Origin of the sequence: Paenibacillus sp. FSL R10-2782 (genome assembly GCF_038592985.1) — a bacterium.
GTDB classification, from domain to species: Bacteria; Bacillota; Bacilli; order Paenibacillales; family Paenibacillaceae; genus Paenibacillus; species Paenibacillus terrae_C.
Genome location: NZ_CP151951.1, coordinates 5237313 through 5259697 on the forward strand (window position 1 = coordinate 5237313; position 22385 = coordinate 5259697).

General features: G+C 48.5%; 22 protein-coding genes and 1 riboswitch. Of the genes, 6 read left to right on the forward strand and 16 right to left on the reverse strand.

All coding sequences use genetic code 11. The features are described 5' to 3' along the window. Nucleotides 1–8: 8 nt before the first annotated feature. Entirely contained in the window at nucleotides 9–1241 is a 1233-nt protein-coding gene (locus NST83_RS23890; protein ID WP_342418033.1) for an extracellular solute-binding protein, read from the reverse strand. A gap of 166 nt (nucleotides 1242–1407) precedes the next feature. On the opposite strand from NST83_RS23890, the gene NST83_RS23895 reads away from it, so the two are divergent. Continuing rightward, nucleotides 1408–2412, forward strand: coding sequence for a cellulase family glycosylhydrolase (locus NST83_RS23895; protein ID WP_342415905.1), 1005 nt, complete (start codon nucleotides 1408–1410; stop codon nucleotides 2410–2412). Between the two features lie 96 nt (nucleotides 2413–2508). On the opposite strand, the gene NST83_RS23900 is transcribed toward NST83_RS23895, so the two are convergent. The 10 genes from NST83_RS23900 to NST83_RS23945 form a co-directional block, all read right to left on the reverse strand. Beyond that, nucleotides 2509–3309, reverse strand: a complete 801-nt coding sequence (locus tag NST83_RS23900) for an ABC transporter permease (RefSeq protein ID WP_137060736.1) — start codon at nucleotides 3307–3309, stop codon at nucleotides 2509–2511. Further along, on the reverse strand, nucleotides 3306–4034 hold the full coding sequence (locus NST83_RS23905; RefSeq protein ID WP_342415906.1) for an ATP-binding cassette domain-containing protein: 729 nt from the start codon (nucleotides 4032–4034) through the stop codon (nucleotides 3306–3308). Before NST83_RS23905 ends, NST83_RS23900 begins: the two co-directional genes overlap by 4 nt. 262 nt (nucleotides 4035–4296) lie before the next feature. Then, on the reverse strand, nucleotides 4297–6399 hold the full coding sequence (abc-f, locus tag NST83_RS23910; RefSeq protein WP_342415907.1) for an ABC-F type ribosomal protection protein: 2103 nt from the start codon (nucleotides 6397–6399) through the stop codon (nucleotides 4297–4299). A 105-nt stretch (nucleotides 6400–6504) separates the two neighbouring features. Further along, a complete protein-coding gene (locus NST83_RS23915; protein WP_170970742.1) occupies nucleotides 6505–6648 on the reverse strand; it encodes a hypothetical protein in 144 nt (47 codons plus the stop codon). Between the two features lie 80 nt (nucleotides 6649–6728). After that, nucleotides 6729–7913: an MFS transporter gene (locus tag NST83_RS23920; protein ID WP_342415908.1), complete on the reverse strand. Its 1185-nt coding sequence runs from the start codon at nucleotides 7911–7913 to the stop codon at nucleotides 6729–6731. A gap of 67 nt (nucleotides 7914–7980) precedes the next feature. Next, nucleotides 7981–8080: riboswitch (purine riboswitch) on the reverse strand. 55 nt (nucleotides 8081–8135) lie between these two features. Further along, a complete protein-coding gene (locus NST83_RS23925) occupies nucleotides 8136–9095 on the reverse strand; it encodes an alpha/beta fold hydrolase (protein WP_342415909.1) in 960 nt (319 codons plus the stop codon). A 12-nt stretch (nucleotides 9096–9107) separates the two neighbouring features. Beyond that, complete coding sequence (locus NST83_RS23930; protein WP_342415910.1) at nucleotides 9108–10157, reverse strand: glycoside hydrolase family 130 protein; 1050 nt, start codon at nucleotides 10155–10157, stop codon at nucleotides 9108–9110. A gap of 45 nt (nucleotides 10158–10202) precedes the next feature. Next, a complete protein-coding gene (locus NST83_RS23935; RefSeq protein ID WP_342415911.1) occupies nucleotides 10203–11036 on the reverse strand; it encodes a carbohydrate ABC transporter permease in 834 nt (277 codons plus the stop codon). A 2-nt stretch (nucleotides 11037–11038) separates the two neighbouring features. Then, a complete protein-coding gene (locus tag NST83_RS23940; protein ID WP_134912010.1) occupies nucleotides 11039–11923 on the reverse strand; it encodes a sugar ABC transporter permease in 885 nt (294 codons plus the stop codon). A 67-nt stretch (nucleotides 11924–11990) separates the two neighbouring features. Continuing rightward, entirely contained in the window at nucleotides 11991–13313 is a 1323-nt protein-coding gene (locus NST83_RS23945) for an extracellular solute-binding protein (RefSeq protein WP_342415912.1), read from the reverse strand. Between the two features lie 310 nt (nucleotides 13314–13623). On the opposite strand from NST83_RS23945, the gene NST83_RS23950 reads away from it, so the two are divergent. The 3 genes from NST83_RS23950 (at nucleotide 13624) to NST83_RS23960 (ending at nucleotide 17201) form a co-directional block, all read left to right on the forward strand. Then, entirely contained in the window at nucleotides 13624–14799 is a 1176-nt protein-coding gene (locus NST83_RS23950; protein ID WP_342415913.1) for an AGE family epimerase/isomerase, read from the forward strand. After that, nucleotides 14796–15983 carry a glycosidase gene (locus NST83_RS23955; RefSeq protein ID WP_342418034.1) on the forward strand — a complete coding sequence of 396 codons (1188 nt, stop codon included), beginning with the start codon at nucleotides 14796–14798 and terminating at the stop codon, nucleotides 15981–15983. Before NST83_RS23950 ends, NST83_RS23955 begins: the two co-directional genes overlap by 4 nt. 204 nt (nucleotides 15984–16187) lie before the next feature. Then, on the forward strand, nucleotides 16188–17201 hold the full coding sequence (locus tag NST83_RS23960; protein ID WP_342415914.1) for a substrate-binding domain-containing protein: 1014 nt from the start codon (nucleotides 16188–16190) through the stop codon (nucleotides 17199–17201). Between the two features lie 136 nt (nucleotides 17202–17337). Here NST83_RS23960 and NST83_RS23965 read toward each other — a convergent pair whose 3' ends face one another. The 3 genes from NST83_RS23965 to NST83_RS23975 form a co-directional block, all read right to left on the reverse strand. Beyond that, nucleotides 17338–17550 carry a cold-shock protein gene (locus tag NST83_RS23965; RefSeq protein WP_014278674.1) on the reverse strand — a complete coding sequence of 71 codons (213 nt, stop codon included), beginning with the start codon at nucleotides 17548–17550 and terminating at the stop codon, nucleotides 17338–17340. A gap of 106 nt (nucleotides 17551–17656) precedes the next feature. Next, a complete protein-coding gene (locus NST83_RS23970) occupies nucleotides 17657–17857 on the reverse strand; it encodes a cold-shock protein (RefSeq protein ID WP_044644292.1) in 201 nt (66 codons plus the stop codon). A gap of 73 nt (nucleotides 17858–17930) precedes the next feature. Beyond that, nucleotides 17931–18446 carry a DUF2179 domain-containing protein gene (locus NST83_RS23975; protein WP_025683910.1) on the reverse strand — a complete coding sequence of 172 codons (516 nt, stop codon included), beginning with the start codon at nucleotides 18444–18446 and terminating at the stop codon, nucleotides 17931–17933. Nucleotides 18447–18600: 154 nt separating this feature from the next. On the opposite strand from NST83_RS23975, the gene NST83_RS23980 reads away from it, so the two are divergent. Next, a complete protein-coding gene (locus tag NST83_RS23980) occupies nucleotides 18601–18777 on the forward strand; it encodes a CsbD family protein (protein WP_068939077.1) in 177 nt (58 codons plus the stop codon). A gap of 270 nt (nucleotides 18778–19047) precedes the next feature. Further along, the gene (locus NST83_RS23985) at nucleotides 19048–20091 is read left to right on the forward strand and encodes a stalk domain-containing protein (RefSeq protein ID WP_342415915.1); all 1044 of its coding nucleotides are present in this window, start codon (nucleotides 19048–19050) and stop codon (nucleotides 20089–20091) included. Nucleotides 20092–20204: 113 nt separating this feature from the next. On the opposite strand, the gene NST83_RS23990 is transcribed toward NST83_RS23985, so the two are convergent. Both NST83_RS23990 and NST83_RS23995 read right to left on the reverse strand, forming a co-directional pair. Then, nucleotides 20205–21008: a copper amine oxidase N-terminal domain-containing protein gene (locus tag NST83_RS23990; RefSeq protein ID WP_342415916.1), complete on the reverse strand. Its 804-nt coding sequence runs from the start codon at nucleotides 21006–21008 to the stop codon at nucleotides 20205–20207. Between the two features lie 195 nt (nucleotides 21009–21203). Next, complete coding sequence (locus NST83_RS23995) at nucleotides 21204–22385, reverse strand: NAD(P)/FAD-dependent oxidoreductase (protein ID WP_342415917.1); 1182 nt, start codon at nucleotides 22383–22385, stop codon at nucleotides 21204–21206.

Genomic DNA, 22385 nt, shown 5'->3' on the forward strand with positions numbered 1-22385 from the left:
CTCCTCCCCTATCGGCGGTTAGCTACCTTATCCCATTCACTGTCCAGCTTCGCCAAATAAGCGTCGATGCCTCCGTTTTGCAGGAAGGCCTGCACAATAGAGTTTAACTGTACGGCTTTCGGAATATAATGATCGGCAAAATCAATGACACGCCCGGATTTAAAATACGGCAGCAGCTCCGCTACACTCGGGTCATCCTGCGTGACTCCCTTCACCGCTGAAAACAGCGTCTGCTCTGTAATGTACTGCTTGCTGTTCTCCGGCTTCAGCAGGAAGGCAATGAACTCCTCGGCCTCTTTTTTATGCGGAGTGCTCTCCGAAACGGCTAACAGTGTATCTATACCAGACACCAGCTTGACCGCCTGTTCATCGTTCCCTGTTGGTAACGGGAAGAATCCAAGCTCCACCTTCGGATTCGCCTTGCGGATTTCAGATATCGCCCATGAGCCCTGGATATACATAAACCCCTGTCCATTAGCAAAGGCACGGTTCCCGTCCGCATAGTTTTTGCCAAAATTATCGCCATGTCCGTATTTCAGCAGCTCTAACTGCTTCTCCGCCACCTCGCGGTACTTGTCCTGAAAGGTGACCTGATTTTCACGTCGTTGCAGAAAAAAATCAATGCCCACCAGATTCGGGCCAAGTGCATTGAAGGGAAGGTTCGTCTGCCAATCATCTTTATATGTAAAATAGAACGGGATTTTGCCTACGGCCTTGATCTTTTGTGCCGTTGCGATCAGTTCGTCCCACGTTTTGGGCACCTGTAATCCCATTTCCTTAAAAAGTGTTTTGTTGTACATCACACCATTCGCATTGGCGGCATAAGGGATTCCGTACACGGGATCGGCCCCGGTCACATCCTTAAGCATTTTGAGGTAAATTGGGTCCACGGTACGTGGCAATTCTGTATTCGCTAGATCCGTAAAAATACCGCTCTGCGCCAAAATGGAATAGGTATCCGTGGCCCCAAGCCCCACAATGTCAGGTACATCATTTTTGACCACTCGGGTCAATAGTACCGTCTCTGCCTCCGGCGGATTCACCTGTATCACTTCAATAACGGGATGCTCCTGGTTGAATCGGGAGATCAGCTTATCGAAGGAACCCTTGGCCTCCGGCTTGTTCTGGAAAAATTCAATCTTCACCTTGCCTGGCGCGTCATCCCTATTGCATGCGCTTACAATAATCGCCATTAGAAGTATCGAAGCTAGTATTGACAGCCTCTTGCCCCATTTCCACATACTCATACCTCCTTTTCCCCTATGTCAATCTATTGCGTGACTAGACAATTAATACCCGAAGTCTATGTAAAAGAAACGATATACTATTCCAGCATCACAACAGGTGTAATATATGTGCATTTTCAACATAGGATTAACTTGACTATAGAAGAGGAGGCGTTGGTTTGTGAGAGATTGGCGGTTATATGCCAAAAAAGTATTGGTATTCACTGTAGTGCTTCTGCTTTGTTCCGGCATGGGTTTGTTGAATGGAGGTACATCATTTGCAGCCTCGGGGTTTTATGTAAACGGAACCAGTCTGAAGGATGCGAACGGAAATACCTTTGTCATGCGTGGAGTGAATAACCCTCATATCTGGTTTGATACACAGGCCTATCAGGCATTGGATACCATTGCAGCGACGAAGTCCAACACCGTTCGCATTGTGTGGCAGACGAATGGATCGGCACAAAGACTGGAGGAAATTATCAACCGTGCCAAACAGCTCAAGCTGATTTCCGTCGTTGAACTGCACGATGTTACGGGCAGCAATGATGCCAATCGTTTGAACGATATGGCCCGTTATTTTGCTCAACCAGCGGTGAAAAAGATACTGGCCGATAACCAGAAATACGTACTCGTGAATATCGCGAATGAGTGGGGTGACCACAACCTCACCGATGCCGCATGGCGGGACGCTTACAAAACGGCCATCACCACGCTGCGCAACGCAGGCCTGCCGAATACGATTGTGATCGACGGCTCCGGTTGGGGACAATATGCTTCCCCGATTAAGGCCCATGGCGTTGAGCTGTTGCAGCATGATCCCAACCATAATTTGCTGTTCTCCGTCCATATGTACGCCAACTACAATGATTCCAGCAAGATCGGCTCCGAGCTGCAAGCTATGAAGGACAAGGGGCTGGCTGTCATCGTGGGCGAGTTTGGCTACAACTACAATAATGGCAACAACAATCTGGGCACCACCGTTAACCCTTATGAGGTCATGAAGCAATCCCAAGCCAAAGGCATAGGCTATCTGGCCTGGTCCTGGACGGGCAACAACAGCGAAAACGCATGGCTTGACCTTGTGAACAGCAGCGACTGGAAAACGCCGACGGCATGGGGCAATATCATATTGAACGATGCCAACGGCATCAAGAACACCTCGCAAACAGCTTCGGTGTACTAGAGGTAGAGTCTCAGGAGGAATTAGTGTTAAAAAAAGATCCAACTGACCCTCAAGCGGTCGATTGGATCTTTTCCACTTTTATATGGAGAAATACCCCTAATACAAATAATCATCGGCCACAAAGCGGCGGTATGCCCCCCAAGTAAAAAAGATAAGATATAAACTAACAGCAGTAGCAATCGCTCCATTCACGGACAAATTGCCCATTGAAGATCTATCTAATCCTGTACGCTGCATATACGGAATAATCATAAATGTAATTACGTTGTATAAGTATGGGATATGAGAAACAAAAGAGGCCAATTTTAAGTACAACGAATCAAACAACAGAGAGCCCAGATTATATACCATACAAACACCGATGGCATACGTTACACTCTTGCTGTGCATAGCGACAAAGCAGTACAAGGAGCTTATTGCTACTAATGAGGCAAGCGCCCAACCATAGTATTCAAGCATCTGCAGTCCTTGAGATCCAGACAGCCCCGCATCACTTACGTCATATGAAAGAGTCCATACTTCAACGATCACCTGCGAGGATACTGCAAATGCAATGAGAAGAAGCAAGATAGAAGCATTCAAAACCAGCAGCTTACTCCAGAAAATCTGACCACGGGTATATCGGCGCATAAATAACAAACGCAGTTGCCCGCTTCGAAATTCCTCAGTGTATACAGCAGCAGCTAAAGCAGCCACAGCTATATTGCATGCTAAAAACAAATTCTCACGCAGACCAATAACGACAAAGTTTAAGGATAATACCTCTACAGGAACCTTCATCGTGCGCAAAAAATATACGCCTGTCGAACAGGCTAGCATCGGTGTACATAAAACCATGAGCCAGAACCACTTTCGTCTCCATAATCGCTCGAACTCACTGTATATTAATAGCTTCATAGTCCCATTAATCCCATAAAAGCATCCTCCAGCCGTTGACCGTCCTCCACCAGTTGATCAGCAGATCCCTTCCAAACTAGCCTGCCCTCTTTGATTACAATGAGTTCATCACACATCTGTTGCAATTCATCCAATAGATGACCGGAGATAAAAAAGGCATAATTCGCTGAATCACGCAGACGGAGCACAATATCTCTCAGCTCCCGCATCCCCAAAGGGCCAAGGCCGTTCGCCGGTTCATCTAGCAATAGAAGCTCTGGAGCCCCCAGCATAGACTGCGCAATCCCGAGCCTTTGCCTCATACCCAAGGAATAGGTTTTCACCTTGTCATCCCCCCGTGTTGCAAGCCCGACCTTTGTAAGCAACTCTTCAATATGTATCTCTCGACCTGAAGGGGGAATTTCAGAGTGCAGCCGTGACAAATTACGTAAAACCTGCCTGCCCGTCATATAATCAAAAAAGACCGGAGATTCAATAATAGCACCCACCTTGGACAGCGCCTTTTCCCGATCCGTCTGTACATCATATGAAGCTATCTTTACAGAGCCGCTGGTTGGTTGCATCAATCCGGTCATGATTCGCATCATCGTCGTTTTTCCAGCTCCATTCGGACCGATGAATCCATATATCTTTCCTTTCTGAAGCTTAAATGAAACTTGATCTAACAAATTCCTTTTCCCCATTTTTTTCGTTACCTGACTGACCTCTAGTAAGGAGTCCGACATACTATTCCCTCCATTCACAAGCAAATCACAAAATAGTTCCGACGTGCACATTTGATATGTAAGATCTTTATTGACAACACAAACTTCACTTAACAGTGATTCATACTGTTGTACAGATTAAAAAATATCACATGTTGCGAAATGTAAACGACTTTCTTTATATAAAATAAAATGATGAGGGTAGCCCTTCAGTAAACGTTCTACCTCAGGGCTACCCTCTATATAAAATAAATCGTTGTCTATTTAGTAACTAGCCTGTCAACTACTCCAGTTCAATCCACTCGCCAAGCAACGTGTCCAGCTCCGCTTGCAACCGCTCACGCGCATCCCACAGCTCCGCCATATGCGACGTGTCGTCGCTCGCGCCGAGCTGCTCCAGCTCGGCATCCGTCGCCGCCAATTCCGCTTCCTTGGCGGTAATCGCCCGCTCCAGCCGCTCGCTGGATACGGCGGGCGTACGGGACGACTTCGTGGCCTTCGCTCCGCGTGCCCCCGTGCCAGCGGACGACCCACCTCCTGCGGCGGGCGAGTCCAAACGGCCTGCCGCACCCGGACGCGTGCGGCTCGCATCAGCCCCGGCAGGCGCTTCTGTCCGCGCAACCGAAGCCGTCCCATTGCTGGCTGCACGGACAGATGCAGCCCGGCCCAAGCCCGAGCCGCCACCTGCTGCGGCTCTGCTTCCAGATGCCGTGCGCGCCCCGGCATCTCCTGTGCTCAGGAAGCGGGCGTGTTCCAGCTCCCGCTTCTTCGCCCGGTATTCATCGAAGCCGCCCAGATAAGAGGCCAGCTTTCCGTCCTCCAGCTCCCAAACGCGCCCGGCCAGCTTATTCACAAAATAACGGTCGTGCGAAATCGCCAGCACGGTTCCTGTGTAGCTGTTCAGCGCTTCCTCCAGCGCCTCGCGTGAGTCGATGTCCAAATGGTTGGTCGGCTCATCCAGCACCAGCAAATTCGGCTTTTTCATGACCAATAGTGCCAGCCGCAAGCGGGACCATTCTCCACCAGACAGCATACTAACGGGCTTAAACACATCTGCTCCGTAGAACAAATACTTCGCCAGCAGCCCTCGCGCCTCGCCTTCCTCCACACCTGCTTCTTCCTTGAAGTACACAAGCACGGTCGCACGGCTATCCCGCTCTCTTTCCTGCTGGGCCAAATATCCATACTCCACGCGTGCTCCCCATTGCACCATGCCTGCATCCGCGCTCTCCTGACCAAGCAGCAGCTTGAGCAGCGTCGTTTTTCCCGAACCGTTATCTCCCAGCAGCGCCACCTTTTCACCAAACTCCAGACTGCCTGTAGCCCCTTTTAATATCTGGCGCTCTCCATAGGCTTTGGCGATTTCTTCAAATTGCAGCACCCTGCGACCCGAGCGATCGTCCAGCTTCAAGTGAAACTCGGCACCCTGAGGGTCCAGCACAGGCCGCTTCACCAACTCCATACGCTCCAGCGCCTTACGAATCGAGTTCGCTTTTTTAAAAAACTTTTCGTTATCCCCATTACGTCCCCACTCTTCAAAACGCCGAATGGCCTCTTTCATCTTCTTGATCCGCTTTTGTTGTTCCTTGTAGTCCTCGAATTGCAGCAGCAGTCGTTCTTCCTTTTCCTTGACGTAGCCACTGTAGTTTGCATAATAAGTAAACGCCTCGCCATCCTCCAGCTCAATCATCTTGACGGCAACGCGATCCAGAAAATAACGATCATGGGATACAACCACACACGCGCCCGTATAGCTCTGCAAAAATTGCTCCAGCCATTCCAAACCTTTTAAATCCAAATGGTTGGTCGGCTCATCCAGCAGCAACAGATCCGGTCGTCCGATGAGTTGGGACGCGAGTGCAATTTTCGTTTTCTCCCCACCAGACAGGGAACCGAAGCTGCGCGTATACATGGCTTTGGCAATGCGCAGCCCGTCGGCTACCTGATCGATATTCGCATCCATTTTATAGCCGCCGCTTCGCTCAAACCGTTCTTGCAAGGCGGCATACGATTGCAGCAGCTTTTCCAAACGATCCGCATCCACAGCTACAACCGGATCGGACATTTCACGCTCCAGCTCGCTCATCTGATTGCGGCAATCCTTCAGCTCACGATAGGCGTAAGCCAGCGTTTCGTACACGCTCAAGTGTTCAAACTCCGCCGGAATTTGCGGCAAATAGCCGATTTTCGTATCCTTGGCGATGACGAGCTGTCCTTCATCCGGTTGGGACAAACGCGCAATGAGGCGTAACAGGGTGGTTTTACCGCTTCCGTTGCGACCGATGAGTCCCACCTTTTCCCCCGTATGAATATCAAACGATGCACCGTCCAGAATCAGATTGGCACCGTGGTATTTTTTCAATTGTTGACCGTTCACAATATACATGTCTAGGCTCTCCTTTATTTAGGAAGACCCTTACCCGCGCAACACAAAAAGAGCCGCAGGAGCTAGTAGCCCGCGACTCTTTGGATGATACACAATCCGTTCGAGTTAAGGTAGGCGTCTTCTCGCGATGTTTACAACCGTATGATTAAAATTGGACAGACTTCTCCCGTTGTACGGAAAAGTATGCATAATGCCAGCCATAGCAATCGGCAGCTGGCTAATACGGTTGTTCAGCATCTCGTGATTCACCTACCTCACCTCCTTCTTCATAATTGCGTGTAGTATAGCATATTTTCTCACCTTATAAAAGAGGGGAATGCCGTATCGAGCTATAAAATGGATTGGTGCCCGTGCCCTCTGGCGGCCTGCGATGTCCCGCTTCTCGTAATCGAAAATACGCCGCATACAAAAGCAACCATCACAAAAGCCCCGCCTACCCAGGCATTCGTGGCAACCGATTCACTATTCTCAATCACCGCACCTCCCAGGGCTGAGCCGAGGGCAATCCCGATCTGGAGAGCAGAGAAATTGAAGCTTTGCTGAATGCTACCCGATTCGGGGGCATTTTCGATGAGATAGCTCTGCATCGGCGGGGACAAGGCCCAGCTCAATATACCCCAGATGATCAGCAACGGCGCAAATACATACAACGAGTGAACCGAGAATGGCAGCAAGAACATTACGGCGATAAATACGCCCACAATGATCAAAATACTTTTCGCTGTGCCAAAACGATCCGCCAAAGAGCCGCCAATAAAACCGCCCCCAACGGCCGAAAGTCCAAATACAAAATAGGCGACACTAATCCACGATGGATTCAAACCCATCATATTCTCCATAAATGGAGTGAAATATGCATACAGTGTGTAATGACCCGCCAACGTTAGCGTAGTCACCAGATGCGCACTGATCACCTTCACATTTTTCAAGGATTTCAGTTGCTCGCCCATCGGCACGACATGCTCCGTCGGAATCCGCTCCATAAACAGGTTCATGACGATCATAGCAACTACCGTCAACACGGCGATAATGAGGAACAGCACCCGCCAACCAAACGCATTTCCAATCAGCACCCCGGCTGGAATACCAAGCACGATGGACGAGCTAACCCCCATGGAGATCACACCGAGAACCCGGGCCTGATAAGCCTTGGACACCACTTTGACGGCAATCGTCAGCGATAACGTCACAATCAATGACCCACTTGCGGCGGTAACGATACGGGATATAAATAAGACCGCATAATTCGGACTCCAGAAGGCCAACAGGCTTCCCAGAATAAAAATAAACATCGACCACAGGTATAGCCGTTTTCGTTCAATTCTGGCAGTCAGCGCCAATAAAGTCGGCCCGGCGATGGCGTATACGAGCGCATAGATCATAATAAGCTGTCCCGCCGTGCTTACGGAGACATTCAAATCCTGCGCAATCTGGGGCAGAACGCCACCGATAATTAACTCCACCAGTCCCACCGTAAAGGTCGCAATCGTTAAGATAACTACTTTAAAGTTCATTACATAAGCTCCTTTGCTGTCATGTAAATCCCTCGATATACGTAAAAAAATCCTGACCACAAGAAATGTACAAGACGCACATTTTTGTAATCAGGATTTATCGGTTCCTGGTAGAGACCCTCAAACCATATTATTGAGGTTATACAAATGGGACATTCATTGATCACGCATCACGAGGTTATAAATATTACTATAAAGGAGGCTAACCCGAAGTTCAACCCCCTAAAGCTGTAAAAATTCACTCATGGCGCGATCCGATAGATACGGTAAGTATTCATGGCCGTATTCGTGATACAGGAGCATTTCCTTGTCCGATACGATTTTATTGTACACCGCATACTGTGTGGAGGGCGGACAAACCGTATCCGACAGCCCCGTCACAAATAGCACCCGACCACGAATACGATCTGCCAAATGTTGAATGTCGATGTAGCCCAATCGGTGAAATAACTCCTCCTCGCGCACATGATTCGGATCGAACCAGCGAAAATAATACACCAGCTCCTCATATGCAGACGTGGTGGCATCCAGCGCCCAAGCTCTTTTATAGTCCGACAGGAACGGATATACTGGCACCGCAACACGCACACGTGGCTCCAATGCAGCACAGGCAACTGTCAATGCTCCCCCTTGGGAGCAGCCGAATGCGCCGATTCGATCAGGGTCTACCTGCTCCATCGACATCAGAATGCGAACCGTCTGCACGGTATCCAGAAATACATTGCGGTAATACAATCGGTCCGGGTCCGGGTCGTCGATTCCCCGGATGATATGCCCGCGAATCGTCGTTCCCTGAACCTGCAAGTTGTCCTCAGACAAACCGCCTTGCCCACGACAGTCCAGAGCCAGCACGGTAAATCCATGTGCCGCATAGCTCACTTTATCGAACCAGTCCCCACTGTCACAGGAATATCCGTGAAACATCGCCAAAGCCGGACCTTTTTCTGTAAAATGCTTGGGTCGGACGAGCTTTCCATGAACCTTCGCTCCGCCTACCCCTGTAAAATACAGATGAAAGCACTCCACCAGCGGTGAGACAAAATCGGCTGGCTCCAGCGTGTAATCCAGCGGCTGCCGTTCCAACTCCTGCAACGCCCGTTCCCAGTATGCGTCAAAATCCGACGGCTTCGGGCTACTGCCCGTATACGACTGCAATTGCTGTAAAGACATATCCTCCGGCATTCGAGTTCCCTCCTACATCCGGCCCGACTCATGGTCGTCTGCGACCACTTCATCCGTTGCGATGACATACTTCATCATGTCGGATACTGTCGTGTATGCAACACCTACATACGTATCGGCGGCTCCATAATAAATCGCAATTCGTCCGGTGTCCGCATCATGCAGCGTAGCACACGGGAATACCACATTCGGCACAAAGCCCCGTTCCTCGTACCATTCCTCTGGGGTCAGCACGAAATTGGAGGAACGATATTTAACCTTAGATGGATCATCCAGGTCAAGGACGGCTACTCCCATGCTGTATACCAGCCCATTACACGTGCCCGTCACCCCGTGGTAGAACATGAGCCAGCCCTCGGTCGTCTCAATCGGAGCTGGCCCGCCGCCAATCTTCACCGATTGCCACCAGCCCTGTCCGCCCTTGCTCATCACATGACGGTGCTTGCCCCAATACACCAGATCCGGGCTTTCACTGAGAAAGATATCGCCGAACGGCGTATGACCACTGTCGCTCGGACGGGATAGCAACACATAGTTTCCGTTTAATTTGCGGGGGAACAGTACACCGTTTCGATTAAACGGCAGGAACGGATTTTCCAATCGCACAAAGCTTTTAAAATCCTTCGTTTGCGCCATACCCAACGCCGCACCGTAAAAATCGGTACACCAGATGATATAATACGTATCCTCCACTCGAACCAGACGCGGATCGTAAGCATAATTAGGCTGGTAATCGTTTCCTTCCTCATCTACCAAATGCAAACGTTCCGTTTCAATGTCCCAAGCCAACCCGTCGTCGCTCCAGCCCAGATGCAAATGCGGGCGTCCATTAATCGTTTCGGCCCGAAACACCCCCACAAATCGCCCCTCATACGGAGCCACCGCGCTGTTGAAAATACGGGCAATGCCCGGCACCGGATTTCGTCCAATGACCGGATTCTCCGTATGTCTCCATACCGGAGCCTCACTGCCTTTAGGCTTATCCTGCCACGGCATTTTAGCCAGACTGTTTCCCACAATTCGTACGCTACCTACATCCAAATCCACGTTTAATTTACTCATACATATGCTCTCCTCTCACCGAGACACTTGATTTTATCGTTTTTTCTATTTCACTGAACCCTGTGCAAATCCGTTATAGATATATTTTTGTAATGCCAAAAATGCAATTAACGTTGGAATAATAGCAATGATTATACCCGCGCTAATCACTTCCCATTGCGAGCCATACGGCCCTTTAAACTTGAACAACGCCGTCGAAATGACCTGAAGGCTTGTTTTGGGCATATACAGAAACGGGGTGTAAAAATCGTTGTAGATATTAACCCCTTTGATAATAATGACCGTCACAATGGCGGGCTTGAGCAGGGGCAAAATAATGCGCCAGTAGATGGTCAGATAGGACGCGCCATCCAGCATGGCCGATTCATCCAGCGCCACCGCAATGGAATCCAGAAATTGCAGAAAAATATACACCGCAATAATATCGGTTCCCAAATACAGCAAAATAGCTGCCCAAGGCGTGTTAAACAGCTCCAGCTTGTTGATAATCTGGAATGTGGATACCTGTGTCGTTACCCCCGGAATGAGGGTTGCGAGCAGAAACGCACCCAGCATAAGGCTTTTCCCCTTAAATTTAAAACGATTCAAAATATACGCGATCATAGAGCCGGTCAACGTCGCGCCGATGATCGAAATGATCAGAATAAAGGCCGTGTTCACAAATCCGGTCAGCATGTTGCCGTTCACAAAGGCTTTGGCATAGTTCGCCCAATTCAGCCAGTTCACCGGGGGAGTCAGAGGACTGGTTGTCGCATATTCAGCCTTCGTCTTCAAGGAAGCAAACAAAATCACGACAATCGGCAGCAGTGCGACGAACGCACCCAGCAAAAGCGCGGCATACTTGATGCCGTTCGCCAGCGTTCTTTTTAGCGTATACACGGTTAATCCTCCTCTCCCCGAATCAGCAAACGTTGCAGTAGCGTAACTACAATCACGATCAGCAACAAAATAACCGCCATCGCCGAGGCCAAACCGACCTTACTATATTTGAACGCCACATCAATCGTTTGGATGACGAATGTTTTACTGCCGTTGGAGCCGCCAGTCATAATATACGGAATATCGAATGCACTGATCGCACCGCTAATCGCCAGGATGAGATTCAGCTGCAAAATTCGCTTGATACTCGGCAAAATAATGTACCGGAACTGATGCCAGCGGTTGGCCCCGTCCATATCAGACGCTTCATATAGATCACTTGATATGGAGGAAATCGCACCGAGAAACACAATAAAGTTAAAGCCCATGTATCTCCAGATCGACGTGCCAGCCAGTGAAATATTGATAATCTCCGGGTTTCCCAGCCACAGCTTGATATACGAGCCCAGTCCCAGTGCCTGAAGTAGTGTATCCAGCGTGCCGTCCGGCTTGAAGAAGAACAGAAAAATAAAACCAATGGCCACCCCATTCATCAGTGAAGGAAAAAATAAAATGCCCTTAAACACATTTTTAAACCAGGTTTGAAAGCTGAGAATGGTTGCAAAATAAAGGGCCAGCCCCATCTGTACAAACGTAGCGACAAAGTAATACAGACTGACCTTAAACACCGAGAAATACTCGGGGTCGGTAAAGATTTTGATATAGTTTTCAAAGCCCACATATTCCAGACGCTTACTATAGCCGTTCCAGTCCGAAAAGCTGTATTTGAACATGTTGATCACTGGCAAGTACGCAAAAGTGACCAGCAGCGCCAGCGGAATAAATGAAAAGGCTGCAATTATCGCCAATCTTTGTTTGGAGTAGCTGAGATTCGAAAATTTAAACATGCTGCACCTCCTGGCTATCCGTCCATCGACTACTACGTCGATCCCCTCTTATCGTCAGTTCAAATGACTATTTGGCTTCCTTCGCAGCCACTTCAGCACGCGCCTTCACCCATGCGTCGTTCAGATCCTTCATAATGGTGTCATACGATTCCGGGCGGTTGCCGATTGCTGCCTCAATAATGCGTTTCTTGAAGTCCGGCTGCCACAAACCGATTTCTCCCTTTTTGTCAATTTTATCAACAATCCCTTCCTGTCCTTTTGGCGAAGGAGTTAGCGTTTCAAAGACGACTCCCTGATCTCCGTATTGCTTCAAAATCTCAGGTAATTTCGAACCCTGTAGCGGACTGATGCTGCCCGCCTGCTCTACGGCATAATTGGACTTGTCAGTAAACCAGTCCACCCAGGCACGAGCCGCCGCTTTGTTTTCACTGTTTACGTTAATACCGAGGTTGTAATCGCCTGCCAGCGGAACAAGCACCTTGGAGGCATTCGTCGGAAACGGCATAAAGCCGATATCATCCTTGTTGGTGGCTGTGCTTTTGATCTGATCAATGGCCCAGGAGCCTAATACCATCGTACCGATTTTGCCTTGAGACAAATCCGCCTTGGAGGTCTCCCAATCCGTGGTGGTCGGGTCTTTTTCGATCAGACCCTTTTTAGCGGCATCGTACATGATCTTATACAGCTCATAGTGAGGCTGACCCTTCGTGAAATTGTCGTCTGTACTCGGCTGTGTGACATTCACATATTCCTTCGTACCCGCCACTGTAGCCAAATCAGCTTCCCACTGGGTCAGTGCCCACCCGGAGGCATAGTTCGTAAACAGCGGCACGGCCTTGGTTTTGTCCTTAATCTGCTGTAGCGCTTTCAAAAATTGGTCCGGGGTTTTGGGAAGTTTCGTGATCCCCGCATCCTTGAACACATTTTTGTTATAAATCACACCGGAGTACGTCATCGCTACCGGAATACCGTAGACATTGCCCTCCACCATACGTTCTTCAATGCCGGCATACTTGCTTTTCATATCCTCGTAAGTGCCCAGCGGCTCGAAAAAGTCGGGAAGCTCTGCAATGGGAATACTGGTTGGAATAAGCAAGACATCTCCGTAATCCCTGGTCCCCATCCGAATTTTAATTTGGCTCTCATAATCGGCTAATGCCTGAAAATTGACCTTCACCTTCGGATAAAGCTTGTTAAATTCCTTGGCGTAGTCCTGAAACACCGTATCCACAATGTCCGTCCGTTGTGTAATGACCGTGATTTCACCTTCCACATCCTTCGGATCAGAGCTGGCTGCTGGCGTATCTGATCCTTTTGGGGCGCACCCTGCAAACAACCCCGCTAACAATAGCACCGATAGTAACGGCACCAAAATCTTGGACAACTTCATAAAACGACCCCTCCTGCTTTTTGAAATAAGGTTATCGTTAAACTAACAAAATCATTTTATTATGATAACGCTTACTATGTCAATTTCATTATTTTAGAGTATACAAGCAGAGCTGAAAAAGTTTCACACAATACTAATTTATAACCACTAGGCATAATAAATATAGCAGCATAGCTGCCCTGAAACATAACCATTAGCCTTGGGGTAACGGTTATGTTTCAGGGCAGTTGACAGCTTTAAGATACGTGATTATGATTTTAGATAAAGTTAACGATAACCTAATAGAAATTACAAAGGAGGATTTTGCCTCTTGGACACGCTGCTACATGAGATCAGGCAAGAATGGAAGGATCACATACTCCCGTTCTGGCTAGGGTTGAAGGATGAAGTACACGGTGGATTTTATGGTGCGGTGGATGTCGATCTGCACATCCATAAGAAGGCGGACAAGGGCGGGATTGCTACTGCACGGTTGCTATGGTCATTCTCGGCAGCAGCTCGTGTGACCGGGGAACGCATCTATGAGGATGCCGCACGACACGCTTTCCTGTTCCTGCAAGAGCACCTGATAGATCCGGTATATGGAGGAATGTACTGGATGGTAAATCATACGGGCCATCCAGCCGACACCTGCAAGCACGTCTATGCGCAGGCATTCGCTATTTATGCCTTATCTGAATATGCACGAGCAACGGGCGACCCGGATGCGCTATCCCTAGCTAAGGAGCTGTTCCACCTGCTGGAGCAAAAAGGATATGATCGCACCCGCCAGGCATACGGCGAGCAATTTGACCGGATGTGGAACACGCAGCCTAATGAGCTGCTCAGCGAAAACGGAGTAACCGCGCATATCACCATGAATACACATATTCATGTTCTGGAAGCGTATACTGGGCTGCTTCATGTATGGCCGGATGAAGGCGTGCGAGATGCGCTGGCGAATGTATTGGACATTTTATACAGTCGTGTTTACGATGCTTCCGCCCGGCGGTTGGGAGTATTTTTCGACAGTGACTGGCGCTCTCTGCTTGACCTGACCTCGTATGGTCACGATATTGAGGCCAGTTGGCTGATTGAGGAGGCTATGAACGTACTGGGGCACCATCCCCCGGAATATGTAGACATGGTTGTGAATATCGCCCAAGCAGTAGCCAAGCGTGCTGTTCAGCCAGATGGTTCACTGATCAACGAACGGGAAGGCGATCGGGTAGACACCTCGCGCATATGGTGGGTACAGGCAGAAGGAATCGTCGGCTTTTACAATGCGTATCAACGAACACAGGACGAACGTTTCTTACAAATTGTACGGGATTTGTGGGCCTACACCCGGCAGTATATCGTAGATCCACGACCCGGAGGTGAATGGTTCTGGTCCGTTCAAGCGGATGGCAAGCCTGATCCGAGAGAAGTTGCAGGACCTTGGAAATGCCCTTATCACAACAGCCGATTTTGCATCGAAATGCTGGAAAGGACGGGAACGAAATGATTCATACCCAATACCATAAGCTGCTGGTGCAGCAAGAGGAACTGATTACACGTCCGAATGAGATCAACACCACCTTTTACAATGGCATCTACGAACGCTACCACTACCCTGTGCTCACACGTCATCACGTTCCGCTTCACTGGCGGTTTGATTTGAACGTACAGACGAACCCGTTTTTCATGGAACGTCTGGGCGTGAATGCAACGCTAAACCCAGGGGCGATCTATCATGAGGGCAAATATATACTGGTTTCCCGCACCGAGGGGCTGGATCGAAAATCGTTTTTTGCCCTGGCCGAGAGCGATAATGGTATTGACCAGTTCCGGTTCATCGATGCCCCATTGGTATGGGACGATATCGACCCAGACGAAACGAACATGTACGATATGCGGCTGGTGAAGCATGAGGACGGCTGGATCTACGGCATTTATTGCTCGGAGAAAAAGGACCCGGACGCACCAGCACATGACACCTCCAGCGCTGTCGCTCAGGCCGGACTGGTCCGCACCCGCGATCTTCGCTCTTGGACCCGTCTACCGAATATCTCCACCCGATCACCGCAACAGCGTAACGTTGTCCTGCACCCCGAATTCGTGAACGGCCAATATGCCTTTTACACGCGTCCGCAGGACGGATTTATTTCCACCGGCTCGGGCGGCGGCATTGCCTTCGGTCTGTGCGAGGATATTACACAGCCTGTGATTGAGAGCGAAACAGTGATTGACGAGCGCTGTTATCATACGGTGTATGAAGCCAAGAACGGACAAGGCCCTGCCCCGATCAAAACTAGCCGCGGCTGGATTCATATCGCTCATGGCGTACGCAATACCGCCGCTGGTTTACGATATGTGCTGTACACCTTTGCCACCAGCCTGGAGGACCCTTCGCGTGTCATCGCCAAGCCCGGCGGGCACTTTATAGCCCCCTATGATGAGGAACGCGTCGGTGACGTTTCAAACGTGATTTTTTGCAACGGGGTCGTCGTGAACGAACAAGATGAAGTCTTCATCTATTATGCCTCCAGCGACACCCGTATCCACGTGGCAACAACCAGTCTGACCAGACTGGAGGATTACACGTTCAATACGCCGCCCGATCCGTTGAGGTCACTCGGCAACGCCGCTGTTCGCCGCGAGCTTATTCAGCGTAATGAGGCATTGCTGCAGGCAAACTCCCGGCCTTAAGCAGCAGAAGCAAGCCGCAAGCTTTATCCGGCTCAAGGAACGATGTTATACTATCCTGAGAACAACTGTTACCCGCAGGCTAATAGTTGTTCCCCAAGGCGGCTATGCTGCAAACATCTTTTATTTTTGAGAACAGCTACGCCGCAAGTGTTGATATCTCTCAGGGTAGCCATATCTCTTTAAATTTGGAAGGCGGAACAGGAAATGAAGAGCAACGTTACGATGCGGGATATTGCGGATAAGCTGGGAGTCAGCAGCGTGACCGTGTCGAAGGCGCTCAATGACAAGGACGGGGTTAGCGATGAGCTAAAAGAGCGCATCAAGACGCTCGCGGGCGAAATGGGTTACCGTTTCAATACCGTTGCCAGGTCCATGAAGGAGGGCCTCACCTATAACATTGGTGTCGTCATCCCCGAGCGTTTTACCGGCCCCGGCCAATCGTTCTATCTGCACATCTACCAGCATATTTCACGGGCGCTGGAGCAATACGGCTACTATGGCATCCTTCATATCCTCCATCGCGAGGACGAAGAGCAGCTTAATCTGCCACGCATCTATTACGACCGCAAGGTAGACGGCTTCATTCTCCTGGGCCAAGTGAGCAAGCCATATATCGAGCTGGTCCAATCCATGGAGCTGCCCAAAATGTTTCTGGATTTTTATGATGAGCATGCCGATATTGACTCGGTGGTTACAGATAATTTTTATGGAGCCTACGAGCTGACCAACTATCTGATCGCCCAGGGACACCGGGATATTGCATATGTGGGTAATCTCTACTCCACCAGCAGCATTCAGGACCGTTTTCTCGGCTACTATAAATCCCTGCTGGAGCACAGATTGCCCCTTCGTAACGAGTGGGTACTTAGCGACCGGGACGACGAAGGTACTTATGTGGAAATGGAGCTGCCGCAGCCGCTACCGACTGCCTTCGTATGTAACTGCGATCAGGTCGCACACAATCTGGTACAAAAACTGACGTCTCTGGGGTATCGCGTGCCAGAAAACTGCTCTGTAGTCGGCTTCGACAATGATGTATATGCCACCCTTATTGTTCCGCAACTAACCACGGTCGGAGTGGACATTGAACAGATGGCACGCACAGCTATTGATTCGATGATGAAAAAAATAAGCCATCCCGGCAGTCGTTTTGGCCGGGTCCTCGTGCAAGGCCATATCGTATATCGTGACTCCGTGCAACGTATCGAGAGGTCATAATCAAACGTATACCCGTCTTCGGTCAAAGGCCCTGTATTCTTTTGCCACTCGACAGCCAAAAGCCGCTCAGCATGTCGCTGGAGCGGCTTTTGGTGTTCATAGATTCTACACACGTGGTCAACGTACTCGCCTTTACTCAGGAGCGTTGAGCCACAAAAGAGTTGCCCGTTCGATTGAGAATCGGGAGCATCCGAGTTTCCTGTCCCATGGAGGCTTGGCAGAACGGACAAACCGGTTCGCTCAAAAAGGTGAAATCCGTTCGCATCCAGCCGTTGCAACCCTCGTTGGTACACGACCAAATCGCCGTATCTTCCTCTGGGATAATCTCCGGAGCCTGGCGTCTGTACATCTACATTCCCCCCTCGGTTTTATGGGGTAATCCCCTACATTAGAAGGGAGCCCCGCCCAACAAAGCGACAAAGAGGCTCCTCTGATCCAGCTCGTCCTGACCTGTTTTAGCTGGTCTTGGTGACATGCTCCGCCTGCGGCCCGCGCTGGCTTTCCACTACATTAAATTCCACATGCTGGCCTTCGTCCAGCGTCTTGAAGCCTTCGCCGTCGATAGCGCTATAGTGGACAAAAATATCCTGGCCCTCTGTCTCGATAAAGCCGAAGCCTTTATCTGCATTAAACCATTTGACTGTTCCTGTTGGCATATTGTTAAATCCCTCCTGTGCGGGTATTAATATGCTCCATCCTCTGAAAAATATGCGTATTTTTCCAAAATGTTTATTTGCGGATCGCCTTGGTCCAGAAGCCGCCATGAAACTGTTTCGGCTCCACTGTAATGACAAAGGCCTTGGGATCAATATCCAGAATGGATTGGTACAGCTTGTTCTGATTTTTTCGCTTAGCCAAAATTTCCATCACCAGCCGATCTCCATCCCGCCCGCTGCCCAGCCAGGCTGTAACACCGTACCCTTTGTCACGCAGCGCATTGGCGATACCTCCGTTGACCTCATTGCTGATCACCTTGACGGTTACGTAGCCAAGCGCTATTTTCTCCTCAATCCATGCTCCAATGAGAATACCAAGCGCATAGCCGATGGCATAAACCGCGAGACTTGCCACCTGATCCAAATACTTAAGCACCATGTTCAGGCCCAGTACGTAGATCGTAACCTCTACAGTGCTTATGAGTGCAGCAACGTACTTCTGTCCTTTCAGCGTCAAAATCATACGCAATGTATACGCAGACACGTAAATAATTTGAATAACAAAAATAAATAACAAAATTTTAAGCATACGCCCACTCCTCATTTCACGTTCTGATTTGGCCTGTATCCATCATTATACCCTTGTATGTCGCACAGCTTTCCGTTTCGCATCACCCTCGCTCGGGTAAAGACTAACTACAGCATGCTGAATGAAATTTCGATCACATAAGGAGGGCTATAACATGAAGGATAACGGAATCAGCGATAAAATCAAAGGTAATGTTAACAAAGCAAAAGGTGAGATCAAGGATCAAATCGGGAATGCCACGGATAATAAATCCCTTCAAGCCGAAGGTAAGCTGGATAAGGCCAAAGGCCATCTTCAGGAAACAGCAGGCAAGCTGAAGGACGGCAAATAATTCGCGCTTTGGATGTGAGCTTTGACGCAATATTTTCCCATCAAGCCTCGCTGTCTTGTGCAGCAGGCTTGTTTTATTTGACTTGTTTTATTTGACGACTTTTCAAAAAACTTTTACGAAAACAGGGCAACTTTTACTCTTGCTGTTGCGTCTAACCAATATAAGCACATCTGCTAATATCCCTCCAAACGTGTTGGAATTTGTAGGCATTAATGTTACTCTAGTCTATGAACTAGGCTATAATTCTTAAATAAAGGGGTAGACCAACGAATGAAATCATTGAAATCTATGAAAAAGCCTGTCATCATCACTGCCGTATCCGCCTTGGCCATATCGGGGGCTCTTTTCAGCCAATCCACATATGCGGCGCAAGTGACTAAGCCGATCCAAGCAGTTTATAACAATATCAAAATCATCTACAACGGAACTGAGGTTCCTTATGATGCAAAAACAGAACCATTTATGCTGGATGGCGTGACTTATCTCCCGCTTCGTCTGGCAGGTACAGCTTTGGATAAAAAAGTAGAATGGGACGGCACGAACAAACGCGTAGTCATTGCTGACAACGGCGTTCCGATTGATCAATCTACAGTTACAGCATTGAACAACCAGATTACGACGCTGACTCAGGAGCTGAACACGGCGAAAGCAGCGAACACAACCAAAGACGCTACCATCGCTCAGTTGCAAAAAGACAATCAGACGCTAAAAGATGACGCAAGTAAAAACAGTTCTAACTCCTTGAAGGATCTTCAAAAGGAGTTGAACGATGATCACAGCGATGACTACAACACCAACTCTGATATCTCGCTCAGTGGCAATAAAAACGATATTACCGTGACTATCGAAATGACAAAATCCAGATGGACTGACCTATCCAGCAGTAAACAAAAGAGCTACCTGGAGGACATCGTTGAAGATATTTTGAAAGAGTATAAAAATGCCGATGTTGATGGTACGGTTAAGAATTCCAGCAATAACGATAAATTAGCGAGCTTTACAACCAACAGTAGAGGCGATGTTACGATTAAAAAAATAGGTACATCTTTCGACGCAAGCACGATCCAACGTTCTTTGTTTGATAGATACAGCAACTACGCTGGGTACGGCTTTGATTTCAGCGTAAGAGGCGACAGCAGTAAAGCTACGGTGGATGTGTATGTAAATTCGGATGATTGGAATAAACTCTCGAACAATCAAAGAAGTACCCTGACAGATGGCATTATTGATCAGCTAAAAGATAGAGAATCCATTGACAGAGTGGAAGGGTACATCCGTAATAAAGGGAACAGTAGCCAAATCGCTACCTTCTAAGATATAAATTAAAAAACAAGCGACAAAGGCTCAGAGCCCTTGTCGCTTGTTGTTATTGGTTTACTTCTTCCCCCTCTTCTTTTCATAACTGTAATTTTTGAAAGTCTGAACAATTATTGAATCAATCTGCCTACGGAAGTAATATATTTTATATAATCTTTATCCGCATCGGTTGTATCGATATTTTGGGTATAAATCAAATTACCGTGGCTGGTGATTTTAACTTTATAATTCATATTGAATTTAGAATAAGGATTTACACTATAGGTCCCTTTGCTATAAACAATCATAGGATTAAAGTCGATTTGCCTGGAAGCAGGTGATAAGCCACCCTCGTACATAGCATAAATATCCAATATGCCTTTCTTGCGATCCCAATCAAAGGAAGTAAGATCAAACGCATTCGCGTCCATGACCTGGGCCAAGTCTTGTCCCTTAAATTTCATAAAAACTGGACTTTCCGTAAAGCTATCATGCTCTAGTTTCAATAAGCCCCGCTTGGAATCCCACTCCATCTTCGCATCTGTATCTTTCAACAGGATGGATACCGGTAAAAACATCGCATTGTTTTTCATGATGGGGACTGTATCCAATGTCACCGACTCGCCGTTAACCGATATTTCGGGTGATCCGATCGTTGCCGTTACATTACGGCCCAACAGATCAACAGAAGCGGTTTTGCTCGCTGCATTGTAAGTTACTTTACCACCCAATATATCCTCAGCCGCTTGGAGCGGTATAAGCAGTCTGCCCTTCTTATCCACAAAGGGTGGTGCAGGGTAGGTATATAAAACGTAGTGATCATTGACCTTCAAGTGTATGTGCGTTTGTCCTTGAGCCTGCGCTGATGTCAAATTCGTGTTAGTAGCACCCAAACTTAATACAATCATAAGGCATATTAATAACCTGATTTTCATAATGCCCTCCTAGTTATTTTTTTCTTAAGTAGTCTACTCCCATAAACATATAATTTCAACCATAATTTAATATATTTATCCAAATAAAGAACATCATATTTACACATAATGGTACATAAAAGGTTCTATTACATAACAAAAAGAGAGCGCAGAACAGCGCTCTCTTCCAATCAAGCATATAAAAAGTAAGAAATATTAATAGGCCAATGCAAAAAGTCCTTTGATGTGGGACAGGTAACGGATGTTACTGCCTTCCTTCATCAAAGTAGCTACAGCGCCTTTCAGTTGGGTGCCATTCGCACCTACCGTACCGATCGCGTCTGTTCTGCCCAAGCTGCCCAATGTACCGGAGAATACGGGGTTAAAGCTTTCCATTTTCGCTCCGTTGAAGTAAGCGAAGATGTTGTAACCAACCGTTTCACCCATTTGCCAAGCCAACTGAGCAGTTGGAGGGTATGGACGCTCGCCTTCACCCGGGAACACCACTGCGCTGTCGCCAGCGAGGAAGATGTCTTCATGGGAAGTGGATTGCAGTGCGCCGTTCACGGTTGCGCGGCCACGGTTCACTTCGATACCAGATGCGCCAACCAGTGCGTTGCCTTGTACGCCGCCTGTCCAGATCAGGGTGTTCGTTTGGATCGAACGTCCATCTTTGAGCAGAACTTCGTCGGCTTTCATTTCCGTAATGGGAACACCAGCTACGATTTGAACGCCACGTTTTTCAAGGCTTGTTACTGCACGATCAACCAGTGCTTGAGGGAAGCCTGCCAAAATAGATGGTCCAGCTTCTACGCAATACAGGTTAATATCTTCGTAGTTAATGCCTTTTTCACGACAAACCGCAGGCAGCTTGTCAGCATATTCGCCCACCAGCTCGACACCCGTCAGACCGCCACCACCGATAACGATTGTAGCGTCCGCTTTGTTGCCGGATTGCTTGTAAGCATCCAGACGAGCTTCTACGTGCGCGCGAATGCGATTCGCTTCTGCCACTGATTTCAGCGTGAAGCTGTGTTCTTGCAGACCCGGAATACCAAAGTAAGCCGTTTCGCTGCCCAGGGAAATAACGAGAGCGTCATAGCTCAATGTAGCGCCACTGGCTAGAGTTACTTTTTTATCGTCCGGTTTGATTTCCGAAACGGTATCCACTTTCAGGATAATTTCTTTGTTACGCAGCAGTTTCTCCAAAGGAAGCGCAACAGCTTTCTCGGCAATTGTACCTGCCGCCAAACGGTGCAGCTCCGTAATAATTTGGTGCGACGCAAAGCGGTTTACCACTGTAATGGTTGCTTGGCTAGCGTCCAGATGCTGGCGTGCTGTCAGAGCGGCCAGCAAGCCGCCGTATCCGCCGCCCAAGATCAAAATTTGCTTCGACAT